Genomic DNA, 16,562 nt, shown 5'->3' with positions numbered 1-16,562 from the left:
AAGACATTTTTTCACCGCCCCCTTAAATATAATACCTGTTTTGTGCATTCGGGTACGGCTCGATTGTACGCTTCATCGCCCAGTGAGCTGCACGCCATATGATATTCCGGTATTCCGGTTCTTTATACGTATCAATCGTATGCCCGGGTAAAAGACCGACAATTCTGCCATTACCGCTGTCCAGAGCCCATCCGCTTATTACCTGCCTTTTCTCATGGATAGCAGTCGTCTCAAACAGTGTGGCGGTGGATGTTGATTTGATAATAACCGCAAATTGTTCGTCGTTTGCAATCATGAATTTTCCGATTCCCTGCATTATCGGGTGGTTTTTATTGATTCTCGTGACCCATAAAGGTTCAAGCTCGTTGCACATTATCTCCCTGACATCGAGAAAATCCACAAACTGACGGTTTCCTGCAAGAATCGTATTATGGAGCGCGATAAGCCCCATCCCGCGATTCCTGACATTATCGATAATGGCTTTTACATTGGTATCCGTCCAGAGAGGAACTCCTTCCGCCATTGTATCCGCCAGACCGCCGTCACCGCTGAAAACATCTATGGAATCGGCGCCGCTCTTCTGGCAGGTAATCAGCAAGTCGGCATCACGTATTAATTCGGGGGTGAAAAATTTATTAGCCCGTACAACTATCAACTGCCAGTCTTTTTTTGATTCAAATATTTTACGAATCTGTATTTCATACCCGACTCCGTTATGTGAGTCATCAGTTCCAAGAATTGCAACAACTTTGGTTTTTCCGGGTTCTTCAGGATTGATGGCGGCATTGACACCCGGAACGGCGGCTGTGCCGGCAGCCAATAAAGGAAGACCGGCTCTCAGAACTCCCTGTCTTCCCGCTTTATTGAATAAACCCATTGTCTTCTCCTTCAAGGCACAAACAGGATTGTAGTATGAGTGGAGACGGTGAGTCAGTTCTTACCAGATAAAACTGTCATAATTCCCATAAAACGCCGGTATCGGCAAGTTCAACACCCAGTGGGCGCTGCGCCAGAGTATTTCCTGGCAGGCCTCATTATCAAAAGTCCAATTGTAATGGCCCGGAGTAAATGTAACAACCCTGCCCTTGCCTCTTTGGGCGCAGATACCCTGTATTGTCCACTGCTTATCGTGAACTCCCTGACTCCTGAACAAAACCGTGACATCGGGGTCTTCAGGTTTTCTTAAAAACAACCCGAACTGTTCGTCGAGGTTAATAACATGCGGTTCAATACCTTTTGTAATCGGATGATTTTGATTCAGATGAGAGATAATAACCGGCTGGATTTCACGGTGAAGGGCGCAATCCACACCGAGTAAATCGCTTAAATTGCCTTTGGTGAACCATGGAGTATTGTGGAGAGCGATCCAACCCATGCGGCCGCTTGTTATATTGTCGATTATTATTTTTGCATTTTCTTCGGTGTACAGGTACATGGAATAATAGGTGATAAGCAAATCCGTATCATTGAGCATCTCAGGCGTTACAGGTCTGTAGTTATCCGCCCACCAGAAACTTGCATTCTGTATATGTCGCGTTATCGAGCTGAGGCCGCTTTTCACTACGTTATCATCCCCGCATATCGCTGAAATTCTTATTTCGCCCGGTTTCTTCGGTTTCCATGTTGACGGGATTTGTGAATCCTGGGGTTTCGCTTCCGGAACGGTAAGTGCTGCAGCGGCGGCAGCGGCAAGTCCTGTTTTGAGAGCTGTTCTTCTCGAGTGTTTTTGTATTATATCCATGTATTGCCTCCCGGATAAATCGTTGTCATACCATAAGAATCAGCAGCCGTCATTACACCGCTATTCCGTCATTCCGGTGGAAACGGGAATGCATCCAGGCGGCAGGGGGATCCCCGATCAACCCCGTTCGCGGGAATGACCGTGTATGGAAAGAGTGAATTACCCCGTCTGAAAGGCGGAGCTTCAGTCTTCAGTCAAACAAATCCAACTGAACCGGAGCTTTTTCCTGTTTACGATGATATTATACTGAGCGCCTTATTATTTCTGCGGTTACCGACATCCCGCAGAATGCCCCGTCCTGCACGCGGTGAGACTTACTTTTATCTCCAACAGTTCGTACCAAGTATCCATCTTCCCACAATTCTTTTTACACTCATCAGCGTCCATCTACGGTTTTAATCCCTGCGATTCAAATCAATAAACAATCCCCTTTTCAGATTCATATTCTGTCTGACTTTTGGTTGCTGCCCAGTGATCGACATCAGCCCACTGAATAAGATACATATCCTGGAGTAAAACATACACACGACGGTCCGGTTTTTGGGTAGTCGGATTCAGGGGAATAAAAGAAACCGCATATTCTTTAACGATATCCGCAACAATTATGGTTTTAAGGTCCAGAATATCACCGGATCCTGAAAGCGCCCATACATTCTGGGAATGTATTTTCCGCATAAGTACGATATCTTTTACGTTTGAACTGACCATGGAGGAGAACATATACTGTATCTGATCTGTGGGTGAATCGAGTCTCTTATCATAAAACTGAAAGCTGCCTCTCCGGGCTTGCGTGTAATCAGGCAGCTGCTTTCCGGTCACGATGTCAATTCTTTCCGAATTTTTATCGAATAGGATACGAACAGGTGTTGTATCAGTCTTTTGTGCAAAAGAATTCATGCCGATCATCAGGAACAGTACAGTATAAATACCTGCCATTTTCAACAGGTTTTTGTACATAAAATTCCCTCCTTGTGAACAATTACTTTATCCGGGCTTGCAGTGCTGGCGCACCGTCGCAGCAGGTCTCCGCGGTGAAAGTGTTTATGAATATTTTCAGATACATCAGGGTTATGATGAAAAGGAATTTTACAGGAAACTCCCCACATACTCGATCATTTCCCGTACAGCTCCGACAAAATCGGTTTCGTTTTCGCTTACCGAGGGAATCTCGTTGAACTGCTCGACATCAAACCCGTCCTCGGCATATGCCCGCCGGAAATACTCGACCTGGCTCAGCTTTGCTATCATTTCGGGTGGTACCTGCCTGTTCCAGTTGCTTTCTATCTCCTTGTTTTTATAGTAGATCATGATCTGCCCGAACACCTTGGGAGGTATGGTGTAGACAGTGGGGCCGCCGGTGAACATATCGACGTGCGGGTAAAACCATTCGCCGTTCTGCTTCCGGTGGAGCCGCGCCGAACAGGTGAGCATCTTGATGGGGAGACTGCGCTCTATGAAGAGGGCCGCGCATTTCTTCACGATAGCCTCTGAGGAGTACCGAAGATCGAGCGGGCTGATATCGAGGTTCTGCTTGTTGACAACTCCACGGTAGGCAGCCGAGTCCTCGAGCCTCCCGGTCATGTGCGTACAGACCGCGCGCCAGCCGAAACGAGGCGTTTTCGTCTCCCGGAGGTGGAGTGCCCGTCCCTCGGCGACCATCTTCGCCACAGCCATTATCTGGGGAACGGTGAAGACACAGGTTGCGTTTGTCGCGATTCCCTTCGAGGCAAGATACCGGTATACCGGTATTCCCTGGGTGGTTCCCGGGATTTTAATCATGACATTCGGTGAAAGGTCCGCAAGCTGGTCCGCCATCTCGCGCATCGCCGGCTCGTTATAAAAAAGCTGCGGCGCCACCTGGCCGGATATGTGGCCGTATTTACCCCCGGAAGCCTCGAACAACGGCATCAGCTTTTCCGCACCGCGTTTCACGACCTCGAAATACACATCGAGGAACAGCCCATACTTCGATTTTCCCCGGTAGGCTTTCCGTTTCTCAGTGATGACCGCATCCCATTCGTTCCTGCGGGTTTTCAGAACGGCCCACGACAGCGGCGGATTGGTGGTGCTTCCCCTGAACAGCCACCCGCCGACCGGGGCATCGAAAAACATGCCGTCCACTTCGCTCCTGAACCACTGCCTGTCGGCTTCGGGCACTGTCGGGGAATTGGCGAACTCATCCTTGAAATTCGGCCATACGAGGGGCGAGGAATCCCACCAGATTTCGGTTTCGTCATTGAGCGCCGTGATTCTTTTCCAGGGGTTATCCATGTTGTTTCCTTTCATAAAATATACGAGATACGTATTTATTAAAGTATTTTTATACGGATTTCCTGCAATAGAGCGATTGTAAATATACAAAAACGAAAACCTGCTGCAACCACATTTTCCACAATATCGTTAATATACAGTGCGCGGGGAAAAAAACAAAGACTCATGGAGAATTGCGGTGCGGTTATCCCCTTAAATCAGCAATATCATTGATCCCCCTCGGCTTCGCCGTTTCCCCCTTATAAAACAAAGGGGGAGCCAACCGTTCCCCTGTCCGCTTTTTTCCCCACTTAACAAGGGGGGATGCCGCAGGCAGGGGGGATCACATAGTGTCGAAGAAATCATATATTTCTGATTAAACCATTTTCCATGTTTATCAAAAGGGATATCCAGTTTAATTTTTCACCATATACCCGTGTATATCATTGTTCTCGTAATTTTTTTACCTATATTATTTATGGCGTTATCAACAGTTTTTAAAATTCTTTTTCATCAAAACGCAGATATGTTCCACTGATACGGGGAGGACATCGAATGGCGTATATCATGGTCACTCAGGCGAGCGGCCGTAAAAATGGATTTACCGCATCACTCATGAAAACGGTGGTGGAAACTCTCGCGAAGGTCGAGCACATCGATGTCGAAGCCTTTCATCTCCACGACTACACGTTCAAACCCTGTACGAGCTGTTTCAGCTGCATCAGGAATACCGGATCCGGCTGTGTTCTCGACGATGACTGGGGCAGACGCGGCGAGGGTGTCCTCTACCGGGCATTCAAGCGTGCGAACGCGCTCTTCGTTATCGATCCCGTCCACGGCTGGGGAATGAGCGCCATGACACGGGTGTTTCTCGAACGCGTCTATCCCACGGTATGGGAGGGATTTTCGCACGGGACGCCTTTCGCTTCCATCGCATGCGCCTCGAACCAGGGATTTCAGAAAAAAGCGGTGGAGGAACACTGTAAAAAAGCCGCCGGTTACAGCTTCCGTTATATCGGCGGGCTCCCGGTTCATACGGCGTATATCGACAAGGCGCGCCCGAAAGCGGTCGAGCTTGCCCTCCGTCTCGCCGAAGCCGCCCTTGACGATGAACGCAAAGGCCGCCGCAAGCTCACCGACGAGGAAGTATTCTCCATGTACATGGGCACACCCTGGGACATCGTGGACGGGTATCTCGAGAACATGACGGACGGTTCGTTCGAATACGAAACCTCGGTACCGGCATGCGCGCTCGGGGACGGCTCGTTCACCAACCCGGAAGCGCACGAGTTACTCGTCAGGGCCTGCGAACACCTGAAGACGGCGCTCGAACGCTACCACGCCGGGGACCGTACGGCGGCATCCCGCGAGCTTGTGAGAGTGGCCAAGTTCTGGACCAACGCGACATTCAAACAGTTTCTCGAAAAGGATGTCGTCAGGACAGGCATTCCGAAAGCGTACCGGCCGCTCGATGAGCTGGAAGAATGATAGCGGGCGCCGTTACAGGGCGGGAAAAATAATCTTATACACTTTTTATTCAATCCCGGGAGCCGATAATGAAAAATTCCATTTCTCTCGTGTATTACTCACTGACCTGTTTTGTTCTGTGTACATTTTCCTGTTCCCCGCGCTCGACCGAGTTTGACCGCCGTGTCGATCATGCGCTCAAATACAGTGTCGGGCAGCTCAAAAAATCGGTGGCATTCGTGAAGGACCCGGAACGGTTCCCTGTGAGCACACTGCCGGACGGCACATGGAAAACGGGGGATATGTACGACTGGCGGAGCGGACACTTTCCCGGATGCCTCTGGTACATCTACGAGTACAGCCATGACGATTCGCTCAGGGCGGCGGCGATACGGTGGACCGAGGCGCTCGAACCGGTCAAGGACTATACCGGCAACCACGATGTGGGCTTCATGATCTACTGCAGCTACGGAAACGCGCTCCGTCTTACCGGCAACGAGGCGTACAAACCGATCATGATCCGCGCCGCCGAATCGCTCGCAACGAGGTACAAACGGACGACCGGCGTCATCCAGTCCTGGGGGTCGAACGACCGGTGGAAATACCCGGTCATCATCGACAACATGATGAATCTCGAACTCCTGTTCTGGGCCGCTAAAAACGGCGGCTTCTCCGAGCTTTCCCTCATCGCCGAAGAACATGCCTTCAACACGAAGGTAAACCATGTCCGCGAGGGCGGCAGCACATTCCATGTCGTCGACTACGATCCCGATACGGGCGCAGTTCTCGGGAAATACACCGCCCAGGGGTACCGCGACGATTCCACCTGGTCACGAGGGCAGGCCTGGGGGCTGTACGGATTTGCCATGGCTTTCCGTGAGACCCGAAATTCCGTTTTCCTCGAAACGGCATGCAAAATCGCGGATTTTTACATCAGTCACCTTCCCGATGATTATGTACCGTACTGGGATTTCTTCGCACCCGGAATTCCCGATGAGCCGCGCGACTCAGCAGCTGCCGCGATCGCCGCTTCGGGTCTTCTTGAGCTGAGTACCCTCGTCGGGGACAAAACAAAGTCCGACCGGTACCGTCAGGCTGCGCTCAGGACACTGTCGTCCCTCTGTTCGCCGAAATACCTGACCGAAGGCACCACAAGTATGGGGATACTCCTCCACGGAACGGGAAGTGTGCCGCATAAATCGGAGATCGATGTGTCGCTTGTCTATGGTGACTATTACTTTCTCGAAGCCCTCCTGAGGTATAAGCGCGGCATCTGATGGTGGTGGCTCCTGAGGAGAAAAAACGAGTATATGGTTTTCTGTATCAACACAATATGGTTTTTCGTCTGGTTATTAATCAGTAATTTATTGTACGAGTATTGTCATTCCAAAGAACGATGTGGATTGGGAATCCAGTACTAATATCGCTAAGTCCTGAGCATTGGATGATGGATTCACGTTTTCACGGGAATGACAGTTTAACATGTAAACATCTCATTCGTAAGTTTAATGCACTAATTGAATCCAGACTTTTCCGTTTCTGGACTGTAAGCCGTTTGCGGACAGTAAACTGAACGGACAATCCTTTCAGCTTGACAGGTGAGGTTGACTTTAGTTACTATTAAAAACAGGATAATCCCTTTGAACACGAGCCGCATTTCACTCGGTTATTCACGAGATTGTATATTTATTACACCGGAGCGTATATGAATACGAAACTCGGTAAAATCCTCATTATCGACGACGACAAGGATGTGCTCCTCGCGGCTCGCCTGCTCCTCAAGCAGCACGCCGAGCTCGTACATACCGAATCGAAACCCGAATCGATTCCGACACTGCTCAAAAACGAGAATTACGATATCATTCTCCTCGACATGAATTTCACCGCCGATGCATCGAGCGGACAGGAAGGATTTCACTGGCTCAACAGGATTTATGAGATCGATCCTTCGGTCGTTGTTATCCTCGTTACCGCTTATGGAGATGTGGAGATGGCGGTCCGTGCAATCAAGGAAGGAGCCACAGATTTCGTGCTCAAACCGTGGCAGAACGAGAAGCTCATCGCCACCCTCACCTCAGCCATGAAACTCCGCATGACGAGAACCCAGGTGAACAGTCTACGGTCACGGCAGAAACAGCTCAGCGCCGACCTCGACAAACAGTTCAACAACTTCATCGGCGATTCTCCGCGCATGGAGGAGGTTTTCGCCACCATCAAAAAAGTCGCAGGCACCGATGCCAACATTCTTATCCTCGGCGAGAACGGCACCGGAAAGGAGCTCGTCGCCCGCGAACTTCACCGCCAGTCGCACCGTGCCGACGAGGTCTTCATCAGCGTCGATATGGGCGCCATCAGCGAGACTCTGTTCGAAAGCGAGCTTTTCGGCCACGTGAAGGGTGCGTTCACCGATGCAAAGGAAGATCGCGCGGGACGGTTCGAGATCGCTTCGGGCGGGACGCTTTTCCTCGATGAAATCGGGAACCTGCCGCTGCCGCTCCAGGCAAAAATTCTGACGGTTATCGAGAACCAGCAGGTGACCCGTGTCGGCGCCAACAAGGTGCAGCCCATCAATGTCCGTCTTATCTGCGCAACAAACCTCGATATTCATTCCATGGTGAAGGACCAGAAGTTCCGCCAGGACCTCCTGTACCGTATCAACACGGTGGAAATCATACTGCCACCGCTCCGTGACCGCGTGGAGGATATTCCCCTGCTTCTCGAGCATTTCCTTGGTATCTACTCTAAAAAATACAAAAAACCGCCCAAACGCCTGAGCGCGGCGACCATCGAAAAGCTGAAAAAGTACCACTGGCCCGGGAATGTCAGGGAGCTTCAGCATGCCATCGAACGGGCGCTTATTATGAGCGATTCACAGGTTCTTCAACCGTCCGATTTCCTGTTCTCCGGCCAGGAATCGAAAGAAAACGGCCTCGCCATCGACAGTTACAATATCGAGGACGCGGAAAAGATTCTCATACGGAAATCCATTACTAAATACTGCGGGAACATCAGTAAAGCCGCCCATGAACTGGGATTGTCACGGGCTTCCCTCTATCGCCGGCTGGAAAAATATGGCCTATAACAGCTTCAGGATTCAAATTTTCTGCCGTGTCATACTCCTCGGTGTGTCCCTCGTATTCTGTGCATTTCTCATCATTCACACCGCCCTGTATGTGACGTTTGCCCTTACCGGGCTTCTCATACTGTTCGAGCTTTTTGCTCTGCTGAAATTCATCGAAAAATCAAACAGGAATCTCGTACGTTTTCTCGAATCCATCAGATACTCTGATTTCTCGCAGGCGTTCCCCGTATCCGGCGACCCCTCGCTCGACAGGCTTCATGCCGAATTCAACAGGGTCATGGAGGAGTTTCACCGCGCACGCTCGGAAAAAGAGGAATCGTTCCGGTATCTCGAGACAGTTGTCCAGCATGTTGGTATCGGGCTCTTATCGTTTCAGCCGGATGGCACGGTCGAACTCATGAATAACGCCGCGAAACGGCTGCTGCGGGTGTCTCACCTGAAATCGGTTTCATCGCTGGCCTCTTTTTCGCAGGAGCTCGTGGATACCCTGCTCACGCTGAAACCAGGGGAGCGAAAACTCGTAAAGATCACCGATAACGACGAGATTCTCCACCTTGCCGTGTACGCCACCGGATTCATGCTCCGTGAAAAAAACTATACCCTCGTCTCGATCCACAATATTCAGAGCGAACTCGAAGAACAGGAAATGAAATCATGGCAGAACCTCATACGGGTGCTCACCCATGAAATCATGAATTCGGTGACTCCCATCGCCTCGCTTGCATCCACGGTCAACGCGCTTCTCCGCGATGCGGGAAAAATCCCGCTCAGCGAACTGGACCCGCAGACTGTCTCCGAGACCGCCGAGGACATCAAGAGCGCGGTGGAAACAATCCAGAAACGGAGCGAGGGACTGCTTCACTTCGTCGAAAACTACCGTAACCTCACCCGTATCCCGAAACCCGATTACCGGATATTCCCCGTATCAGGCCTTTTTGCCCGTGTGAAACAGCTCATGGAGACCCGCATCGGGGGAAAGGACATCTCGTTTACGGTCGCAGTCGCCCCGGAAACCCTCGAGCTGACAGCCGACCTCGAGCTCATCGAGCAGGTGCTCATCAACCTGCTCCTGAACGCCATTGACGCTGTGGGAGATCGCCCGGAATCCCGCATCGAGCTGCGGGGAAGCATCGATGATCGCGACAGAGTCATCATTCAGGTATCCGATAACGGCCCCGGAATTGTCGGCGATGTTATCGACAGGATATTCATCCCGTTCTTTACCACGAAACAGAACGGCTCCGGCATAGGGCTCAGCCTGTCACGCCAGATCATGCGGCTTCACGGCGGCTCGATCGGTGTTCGCTCGGAACCGGATATCCGGACGGTATTCACGCTGAGATTCTGACATAACCCGACAGCTTTTTCCCTGATTCTTTTCATCTGCACCCGCATAACCAGAGAATCATCCTTTCCGCTCTTTACCGTTATTTTCCCTGTTCATTCATACAGATATATTTTTTTAATAATTTGATATTTCAGAGCAATACGACATAAAATATTGACATCATTGAACTTATATCCATACAACGGCAAGCAAAATAACTGTTGCAAAACAATTTTTTTATAATTTTATTATTATCAGGGAAAAATTATTAAAAAAACCATCAAATTTGGAGTAAATTATTATGCTCGATCCCGTCGATGTGCAAATCATTGATCTCCTGGGCAATAACGGCAGAATGCCGATACTTTCCATTGCGAAAAAACTCGATCTTCCCAATTCGACGGTCAGGAAAAGAATAAAGAAGCTCGAGGACACCGGGATTATCCAGTTTTCCTGCGAAGTGAACCTGAAAAAGTTCCCCCAGGTTCTCATCATGTTTGTCGGTATCGAGGCATCGAAAAAATACAGGAGCCAGCTCGAAGAAATCTATAAGATTCCCAATATACTGCATGTATCCGGCTCGACGGGGAGATACGATTACATCGCCATGTTTGCCGCCACATCGCGGGACATGGTCATCGATGTCATCGGCAACAACCTGCACAACATACGGGGGATATCTCGTACCGAGTCGTTTCTGCTCCTCAAAGATATCGGTATTTTTATCAAATCGGACAAATTCGCCAAGCTTTTTATAACTTCAAACGGGCATGATGGGGAAAAACCAACATCGGAGACCGCCAAAAAAAAGTAAATATTTCAATATAATTCCCGAAAACGTTCACCTGAATCAAAACAGAAAGGAGAAAGTAGCCTTGTGAGGAGTATTGTAAGATATTTGAGTTATCATTGAATTCAGTGAAAAGGGAGGTAAACCATGAAAACAGGATTGGTTATTCTTGCTCTGTTAATGGCAGCAACCGTTGCATTCGGAGCGAATTTCGCGCCGACGGTCATGAAGATTTCCGCAAGCGATATGATTCCGTATAATTTTGACGGAAAAACACTGGAAATACCCGTTACGGTAACCGGAACTCCGGCTGCTGCTCTGTTCACAGTATTCACCAAGGACAAGGCAAACCAGATCGTCGCGGTCAAAAATGGTTATCTCGGCTGGCATTTTGTCAATAAGATCGATACGTGCGTGTATATGGGCAGCCTCCAGCAGCTCGACATCGGGAAGAGTGTCCTGAAATGGGAGGGCAAGGACAACGATGGCAAACTGGTCCCCGCAGGAGAATATACCTACTATATCTACGGGTATGACAATGTCAATCAGAAAAAGGCTGTCAACAGATATTGCTTCATGGACAGATATAATCAGGTTAAAGTGGTAACACACAAAGAGGATGGCACTCCCAAGTCGAATCCGCAACTCTATTTTTCCGACCTGACAAAAATGACAATCGGAACAGACCCCAACGATTCAACCCTTGTTGAAAAAACCACGACAGACCTGTGGGGACATCATCTCGTGCTGGACCCTAATGATTACAATTACTTTTACTTCTGGTGCCCCGACCAGGAATCAGTCGTGGAGCGTATCGCGAAACTTCAGTGGGTCCCGAATGGTCCTGTTGTCCTCCAGACAGACTGGGGCAACGAGGGATTTTCGAAGTTTACAGTCGCCAATATGCTGAAAATTGCCAACTGGAACATGGCCGATATCGAACAGGTTCAGGATTACATTATTATGGCGACTCACGACAACACATCATTTGAGCCGACAAACATCATTGCGTATATATCCATGGAAGACGGTGTGTTCGACCATGAAGTCGATATGTCCGATCGCTGGTACAGCAAAGAGGACGCCGAGAAAGGCGGTCAGGCGAGCGGCGGTCCGACACAGATTGTCAAAAAGCACGATTATCTCATGCTGTCGCGGTTCAACGCCTGTTACCGTGAGATGATCAATCCGCTTGCTGAAGATGACGCCGATTTCATCATGTGGGGCAACGGCAACGGCGACTATGTCGGCGACCATAATTTCGCTGCCGATTCTCCACGGCCGTGGGTATGCAACGACTATAATGTCGCTCCCTATGCTTATGTTACCGGCGCGGATGAAAATTTGTTCTCCTCGTTCGGATGTTATGATATGGGCGCCGTCTCCTTCGGTCTCATCGCTCCCGACGGCACCGGTATAGGATACTTTGCATTCGCGGGCGAGACGGCGAACATCAAGATAGGAACCGTCTATGTCGATTATGGCTCCCCGTTCGACGGTATTTACACGGACAACACCTCGACCGGCGGCGAGGGTGAAACAACCGGAATCTGGTATGTCGCCCATGATTCGATCAAGGGCACCATTACGAGCAATCCCGTGGCGGTGGAGGAAACCGCTCCGTCGTCATTTGCCGTAGCCCAGAACTCGCCCAATCCGTTCAACCCGTCCACAACGTTAAACTTCACCCTTCCCGAGGCAGGCGTTGTATCGGTCGATGTTTATAATTCCGCCGGTCAGAAGGTCACAACGATTGCAGACGGTTACCTGGGCGCCGGAAATCATTCGGCCGTATGGGATGCATCGGGCTTCTCCGCCGGTGTTTACTTCTGTACGGTGAAGAGCGGCGCATATGCGAAAACCATTAAAATGACCCTGCTGAAATAACGTACTATAGAGCACGTATCGCACACAAGGGTCCATCCTCACCCGATGGGCCCTTACGTATCATTTTCAGAGGGCGGTGAAAAAGTATATTTTTCACGCACCCCGTTACGAAATTTGTTTTTGGGGTGCTGTCAAGGACATGTAAGCTTGTTCCCGAATCATTAATCGGGGATCGTCTCTTTGAGCCGACCCTTGACAGCCTTAATCCTGACATGTTGTGTGTTTTTTAAAAAGACTTCTCATGAACCATCCAACAGGAAAAGAGAATCATGTCATCACCCAACACACTTAATCGCCGGGAAGCCATCAGGAGGGGTATATGCGGTGCCGCCGGCCTGACCGCAGGGGCGCTGACCGGTGGGTTAACGCCATCCGCCATGGCGCAGGCACAACGGAGACCGAACGTCATCCTCATGTATACGGACGACCAGAATTTCGATCAGATCGGCTGTTACGGGTACAAGCGGTACACGCCCAACCAGGACAGCATCGCCCATGAGGGAGTACGGTTCAACCGGGGCTATGTCACCACGAGCGTGTGTACGCCGAGCCGGTACGGCTGCCTGACAGGGCAGTTTGCGGGACGGTGCAGTAATCCCCAGTTCACCAGGGCCTTCCCCGAGGGAGTCCAGGTCGAGGTAAGCTTCAACACCCGTATCACGCCCGGCCAGCCGAACATCGCCAATGTCATGAAGCAGGCCGGTTATACGACGGGCATGGTGGGAAAATGGGATCAGGGCGGCGGAGAGAATCTCAGGCAGCTCCCCCGCGGGGATGCATGGACGAAGGTTGATGGCGAGGCCGATCTTCACGACCCCAAAATAACGGAAATCCTCCGGTACAACCACGACCGTTACCGCGAGGCGATACAGTCCTGTGGGTTCGATTATGCCGAGAGCATCTATTTCGGGAATCCCGAGAGCTTCAACAACCACCAGCTCAACATCCATAACCTCGAATGGGTCGTCAAGGGCGCGCTCGATTTTATCGACCAGAACAGGGACAAGCCCTTTTTCCTCTATTTTGCGCCGACCCTCCACCATATACCGCACCCCCAGGAATCGCTCGTGCAGTCCGATCCGCGCATTACGGCGGCAGGCTACCTCGACAAGGCGCCGGATGTCATGCCAACCCGCAAGGATGTCATCAAGCGGGTGACAGCGGCAGGCTACCGTCCCGAGACAGCCTTCTGCACATGGATGGACGACGGCATCGGGGTTTTGCTCAAAAAGCTCGATGACCTGAAACTCACCGAGAATACCCTCATCCTGTTTGTGAGTGACAACGCCACCATCGCAAAAGGCACTCTGTTCGAGGGCGGTATCCGCATTCCGTTCATGGCGCAGTGGAAAGGAAAGATACGCGGCGGGCAGGTCACCGAAAGCCTTGTGCAGAATATCGATCTTGCTCCGACCATATTCGACGCCTGCGGCGTTCAGAAACCGGCGGCCATGGAGATAGACGGCGCAAGCCTGATGCCTCTGTTGCTCGGACGCAAGAAAACCATACACGACGAGCTGTTCTTCGAGATCGGATGGACGCACGCGGTCTGCACCGACCGGTGGAAATACACCGCGCTCCGCTATTCAAAGGAAGCGCAGGAAGAAGCGAAAAAAACCGGGAAGCGGTTTTACCATAACCGGGCGCTCGAACCTCATCAGCACAAGGTGCTCCTGGAACATCCGAATTTCTGGGACCCCGACCAACTGTACGATCTGAGCATCGACGAGGACGAGGTTGTCAATCTCGCCTATGACCCCGAGTATTCGCAAACGCTCGGGGACATGAAAGGACGGCTGAAACGGTGGCTCGCCACGTTCGGTAATCATCCGTTCGGCGAGTTCACCGGATGAAAGAGAAGGGGGATTCAGGGAGTACACGCGCAAATAAACCATGAGTACAATAGATACATGGTTTCCGGTTATACTGTCAGCTTATAATCATTCATGAATCTTATGAGTATCGTCATTCCCGAGAACAAAGTGAATCGGGAATCCAGTATTACCCTTGCTCTGTTATAAGCATTGAATAATGGATTCCCGTTTTCACGGGAATGACACTTTATCGCGGTACTATTAAACGCTTTGTGAAAAACCCCGTAAGTGTGGATAAAAGCTGTCAAGGGTCAGCACGGAGTGCTGATTTACATGCCCTTGACAGCGAACAAACAATATATTTCATAACCGGGCGTATGAAAAAAATACTTTTTCACACGCCCTCTTAAACGTGTTATGATAAACTTCATTTACGTAGAGATATCGCGCCGACGAATAACTAATGATTCCGATATTTGGAATAGATGCCGAATCGATTGATCAGCCATACATTCCTTATCGAGAGGACATAAAAACCGATGGATCGGAGAGATTTTATCAGGCGGGCAAATCTGTACGGAGCGGGCGCCGCCCTCGGGAGTAACCGGGCGTTCGGAGCTGCCGCGCCATCATCAGGCGACACAAAGGGAGAGATCAGAAACATTCTGGTGCTTTTTGTCGACCAGCAGCGCCAGGATTGTCTCGGATGCTACGGCAACCAGGTGGTAAAGACACCGAATATCGACCGTCTGGCGCGTACCGGAATCCGCTTCAACAACGCCTATACGCCGTCGCCCGTCTGTACTCCGGCGCGTACGTCGTTCCAGACCGGATTGTGGGCGCACAACCACAAGCTCGTTTTCAACACATCCCGCTCCCCGTTCCAGACCGGCTTCAACGATCCGGAACCCACAACGCGGTTCTTCAGCGAATCACTCCGCGCCAAAGGGTGGAACTGCGCCCATATAGGCAAATGGCATATCGGAACGTTAATGAACAAACCCGCCGCACGGGGGTACGAAGACCTGCCTTATTATCCCGACTACGGGTATCCCGCCAATCATCCGCACTATGTCGAGTACCTGAAAAAACAGGGTGTGGGCGGGTTCAACCTGCTCGAAGAAAAGCTCGATCCCACCGGATACCGCCACTACGCGGGCCTTCAGGAGGGGCCGCAGTCGGCATCGATCCCGGCGTATCTTGCCAGCCAGACCATCGACGCCATCAACCGTCACGCCGGAACCGGAAAACCGTTCTTCATAGGCTGCAATTTCTGGGGTCCGCACGCGCCGTACAACATTACGAGGAAACACTGGGAGATGTACAACGGGGCAAAAATCAAAGCCTGGCCAAATTTCGACTGCGACCTTTCGGACAAGCCCGGTGTAATCACACGGTACGGCGAATACTGGAAGACAGGCTGGTTCACGAGGGACAATATCCCCGGGCTCATCGGGCTCTACTATGGCTATATCAGCCTCATCGACGAGGAAATCGGGCGGATTCTCAAAGCGCTCGAAGACAAGGGCGAGCTCGACCGTACGCTCATAATCTACTCCGCCGATCACGGGAGCAGCGTGGGCTCATACCGTTTCTGGGACAAGGGATTCGGCATGTACGATGTCATCACCCGTATCCCGATGATCGTGTCCCATCCCGCCATTAAGCCCTCGTCGTCCGATGCCTTCGTGACCCTGCTCGACTTTGCACCGACATTTCTGGAGGCCGCAGGCTGCGAAATTCCGAACGGACTTGACGGCACATCGATTCTGCCCATCATTAAAGGCGAAAAACAGGCGGTCAGGGATGACTACATCATCACCGAACATTTCGGTCACCAGGTGCCTTTCTATCAGCGCATGGTGAGAACGCCCACGTTCAAGTACATCTATAATCCCATGGACCTCGACGAATGCTACGACCTCGGGGCCGATCCGAACGAGACGAAAAACATCATCGCCTCGGTGGACAAAAAGAAGCTCGCCTGGGCGCGGTCTACCCTGCTCCAATGGATGAAAAGCCATAACGACCCGCTCCTCGTCTGGGCAACACCCATGCTGGGGTGAAAAACAGGCATAAGGTAGAAGGCACAGGGCATAAGGGGAAAGATATAAAAACAGGCACAAGGGAAAAACAAAGACAGAAAAAAAGGAACAAGGTATGAGGGATTACTTGTTACTTTTACCTTGTTCCTCAGTTCCTTG

General features: G+C 50.9%; 12 protein-coding genes. 8 read left to right on the top strand and 4 right to left on the bottom strand.

What is annotated here, in order from left to right; genetic code table 11:
* Nucleotides 1–22 precede the first annotated feature (22 nt).
* From LLG96_12255 to LLG96_12240, 4 genes are all read right to left on the bottom strand, one after another.
* Nucleotides 23–877: a ThuA domain-containing protein gene (locus tag LLG96_12255; GenBank protein ID MCE5250983.1), complete on the bottom strand. Its 855-nt coding sequence runs from the start codon at nucleotides 875–877 to the stop codon at nucleotides 23–25.
* A gap of 60 nt (nucleotides 878–937) precedes the next feature.
* Nucleotides 938–1,741: a ThuA domain-containing protein gene (locus LLG96_12250; GenBank protein ID MCE5250982.1), complete on the bottom strand. Its 804-nt coding sequence runs from the start codon at nucleotides 1,739–1,741 to the stop codon at nucleotides 938–940.
* A 414-nt stretch (nucleotides 1,742–2,155) separates the two neighbouring features.
* Complete coding sequence (locus LLG96_12245; GenBank protein MCE5250981.1) at nucleotides 2,156–2,698, bottom strand: hypothetical protein; 543 nt, start codon at nucleotides 2,696–2,698, stop codon at nucleotides 2,156–2,158.
* A 129-nt stretch (nucleotides 2,699–2,827) separates the two neighbouring features.
* Nucleotides 2,828–4,012 (bottom strand): hypothetical protein, encoded by a 1,185-nt coding sequence (locus tag LLG96_12240; protein ID MCE5250980.1) that lies wholly within the window; start codon nucleotides 4,010–4,012, stop codon nucleotides 2,828–2,830.
* A 534-nt stretch (nucleotides 4,013–4,546) separates the two neighbouring features.
* On the opposite strand from LLG96_12240, the gene LLG96_12235 reads away from it, so the two are divergent.
* From LLG96_12235 to LLG96_12200, 8 genes are all read left to right on the top strand, one after another.
* A complete protein-coding gene (locus LLG96_12235; GenBank protein MCE5250979.1) occupies nucleotides 4,547–5,479 on the top strand; it encodes a flavodoxin family protein in 933 nt (310 codons plus the stop codon).
* 68 nt (nucleotides 5,480–5,547) lie between these two features.
* Nucleotides 5,548–6,735, top strand: a complete 1,188-nt coding sequence (locus LLG96_12230) for a glycoside hydrolase family 88 protein (protein MCE5250978.1) — start codon at nucleotides 5,548–5,550, stop codon at nucleotides 6,733–6,735.
* Between the two features lie 428 nt (nucleotides 6,736–7,163).
* Nucleotides 7,164–8,540: a sigma-54 dependent transcriptional regulator gene (locus LLG96_12225; protein ID MCE5250977.1), complete on the top strand. Its 1,377-nt coding sequence runs from the start codon at nucleotides 7,164–7,166 to the stop codon at nucleotides 8,538–8,540.
* Nucleotides 8,482–9,888: an ATP-binding protein gene (locus tag LLG96_12220; protein ID MCE5250976.1), complete on the top strand. Its 1,407-nt coding sequence runs from the start codon at nucleotides 8,482–8,484 to the stop codon at nucleotides 9,886–9,888. The genes LLG96_12225 and LLG96_12220 overlap by 59 nt, the downstream gene beginning before the upstream one ends.
* 280 nt (nucleotides 9,889–10,168) lie before the next feature.
* A complete protein-coding gene (locus tag LLG96_12215; protein ID MCE5250975.1) occupies nucleotides 10,169–10,681 on the top strand; it encodes an Lrp/AsnC family transcriptional regulator in 513 nt (170 codons plus the stop codon).
* Between the two features lie 123 nt (nucleotides 10,682–10,804).
* Nucleotides 10,805–12,544 (top strand): T9SS type A sorting domain-containing protein, encoded by a 1,740-nt coding sequence (locus LLG96_12210; GenBank protein ID MCE5250974.1) that lies wholly within the window; start codon nucleotides 10,805–10,807, stop codon nucleotides 12,542–12,544.
* A 269-nt stretch (nucleotides 12,545–12,813) separates the two neighbouring features.
* Nucleotides 12,814–14,397, top strand: coding sequence for a sulfatase-like hydrolase/transferase (locus tag LLG96_12205; protein ID MCE5250973.1), 1,584 nt, complete (start codon nucleotides 12,814–12,816; stop codon nucleotides 14,395–14,397).
* 500 nt (nucleotides 14,398–14,897) lie between these two features.
* Complete coding sequence (locus tag LLG96_12200; protein MCE5250972.1) at nucleotides 14,898–16,424, top strand: sulfatase-like hydrolase/transferase; 1,527 nt, start codon at nucleotides 14,898–14,900, stop codon at nucleotides 16,422–16,424.
* Nucleotides 16,425–16,562 lie beyond the last annotated feature (138 nt).

The sequence above is a fragment of the bacterium genome, from assembly GCA_021372535.1.
Taxonomy (GTDB): Bacteria; Latescibacterota; Latescibacteria; order Latescibacterales; family Latescibacteraceae; genus JAFGMP01.
The sequence above is the reverse complement of the archived record's forward strand: the minus strand, read 5'-3'. Positions and strand labels throughout refer to the sequence as shown.

Coding starts and splice junctions, on each gene's coding strand:
- LLG96_12255 (MCE5250983.1), bottom strand. CDS start 877: ATGGGTTTATTCAATAAAGCGGGAAGACAGGGAGTTCTGAGAGCCGGT.
- LLG96_12250 (MCE5250982.1), bottom strand. CDS start 1,741: ATGGATATAATACAAAAACACTCGAGAAGAACAGCTCTCAAAACAGGA.
- LLG96_12245 (MCE5250981.1), bottom strand. CDS start 2,698: ATGTACAAAAACCTGTTGAAAATGGCAGGTATTTATACTGTACTGTTC.
- LLG96_12240 (MCE5250980.1), bottom strand. CDS start 4,012: ATGGATAACCCCTGGAAAAGAATCACGGCGCTCAATGACGAAACCGAA.
- LLG96_12235 (MCE5250979.1), top strand. CDS start 4,547: ATGGCGTATATCATGGTCACTCAGGCGAGCGGCCGTAAAAATGGATTT.
- LLG96_12230 (MCE5250978.1), top strand. CDS start 5,548: ATGAAAAATTCCATTTCTCTCGTGTATTACTCACTGACCTGTTTTGTT.
- LLG96_12225 (MCE5250977.1), top strand. CDS start 7,164: ATGAATACGAAACTCGGTAAAATCCTCATTATCGACGACGACAAGGAT.
- LLG96_12220 (MCE5250976.1), top strand. CDS start 8,482: ATGAACTGGGATTGTCACGGGCTTCCCTCTATCGCCGGCTGGAAAAAT.
- LLG96_12215 (MCE5250975.1), top strand. CDS start 10,169: ATGCTCGATCCCGTCGATGTGCAAATCATTGATCTCCTGGGCAATAAC.
- LLG96_12210 (MCE5250974.1), top strand. CDS start 10,805: ATGAAAACAGGATTGGTTATTCTTGCTCTGTTAATGGCAGCAACCGTT.
- LLG96_12205 (MCE5250973.1), top strand. CDS start 12,814: ATGTCATCACCCAACACACTTAATCGCCGGGAAGCCATCAGGAGGGGT.
- LLG96_12200 (MCE5250972.1), top strand. CDS start 14,898: ATGGATCGGAGAGATTTTATCAGGCGGGCAAATCTGTACGGAGCGGGC.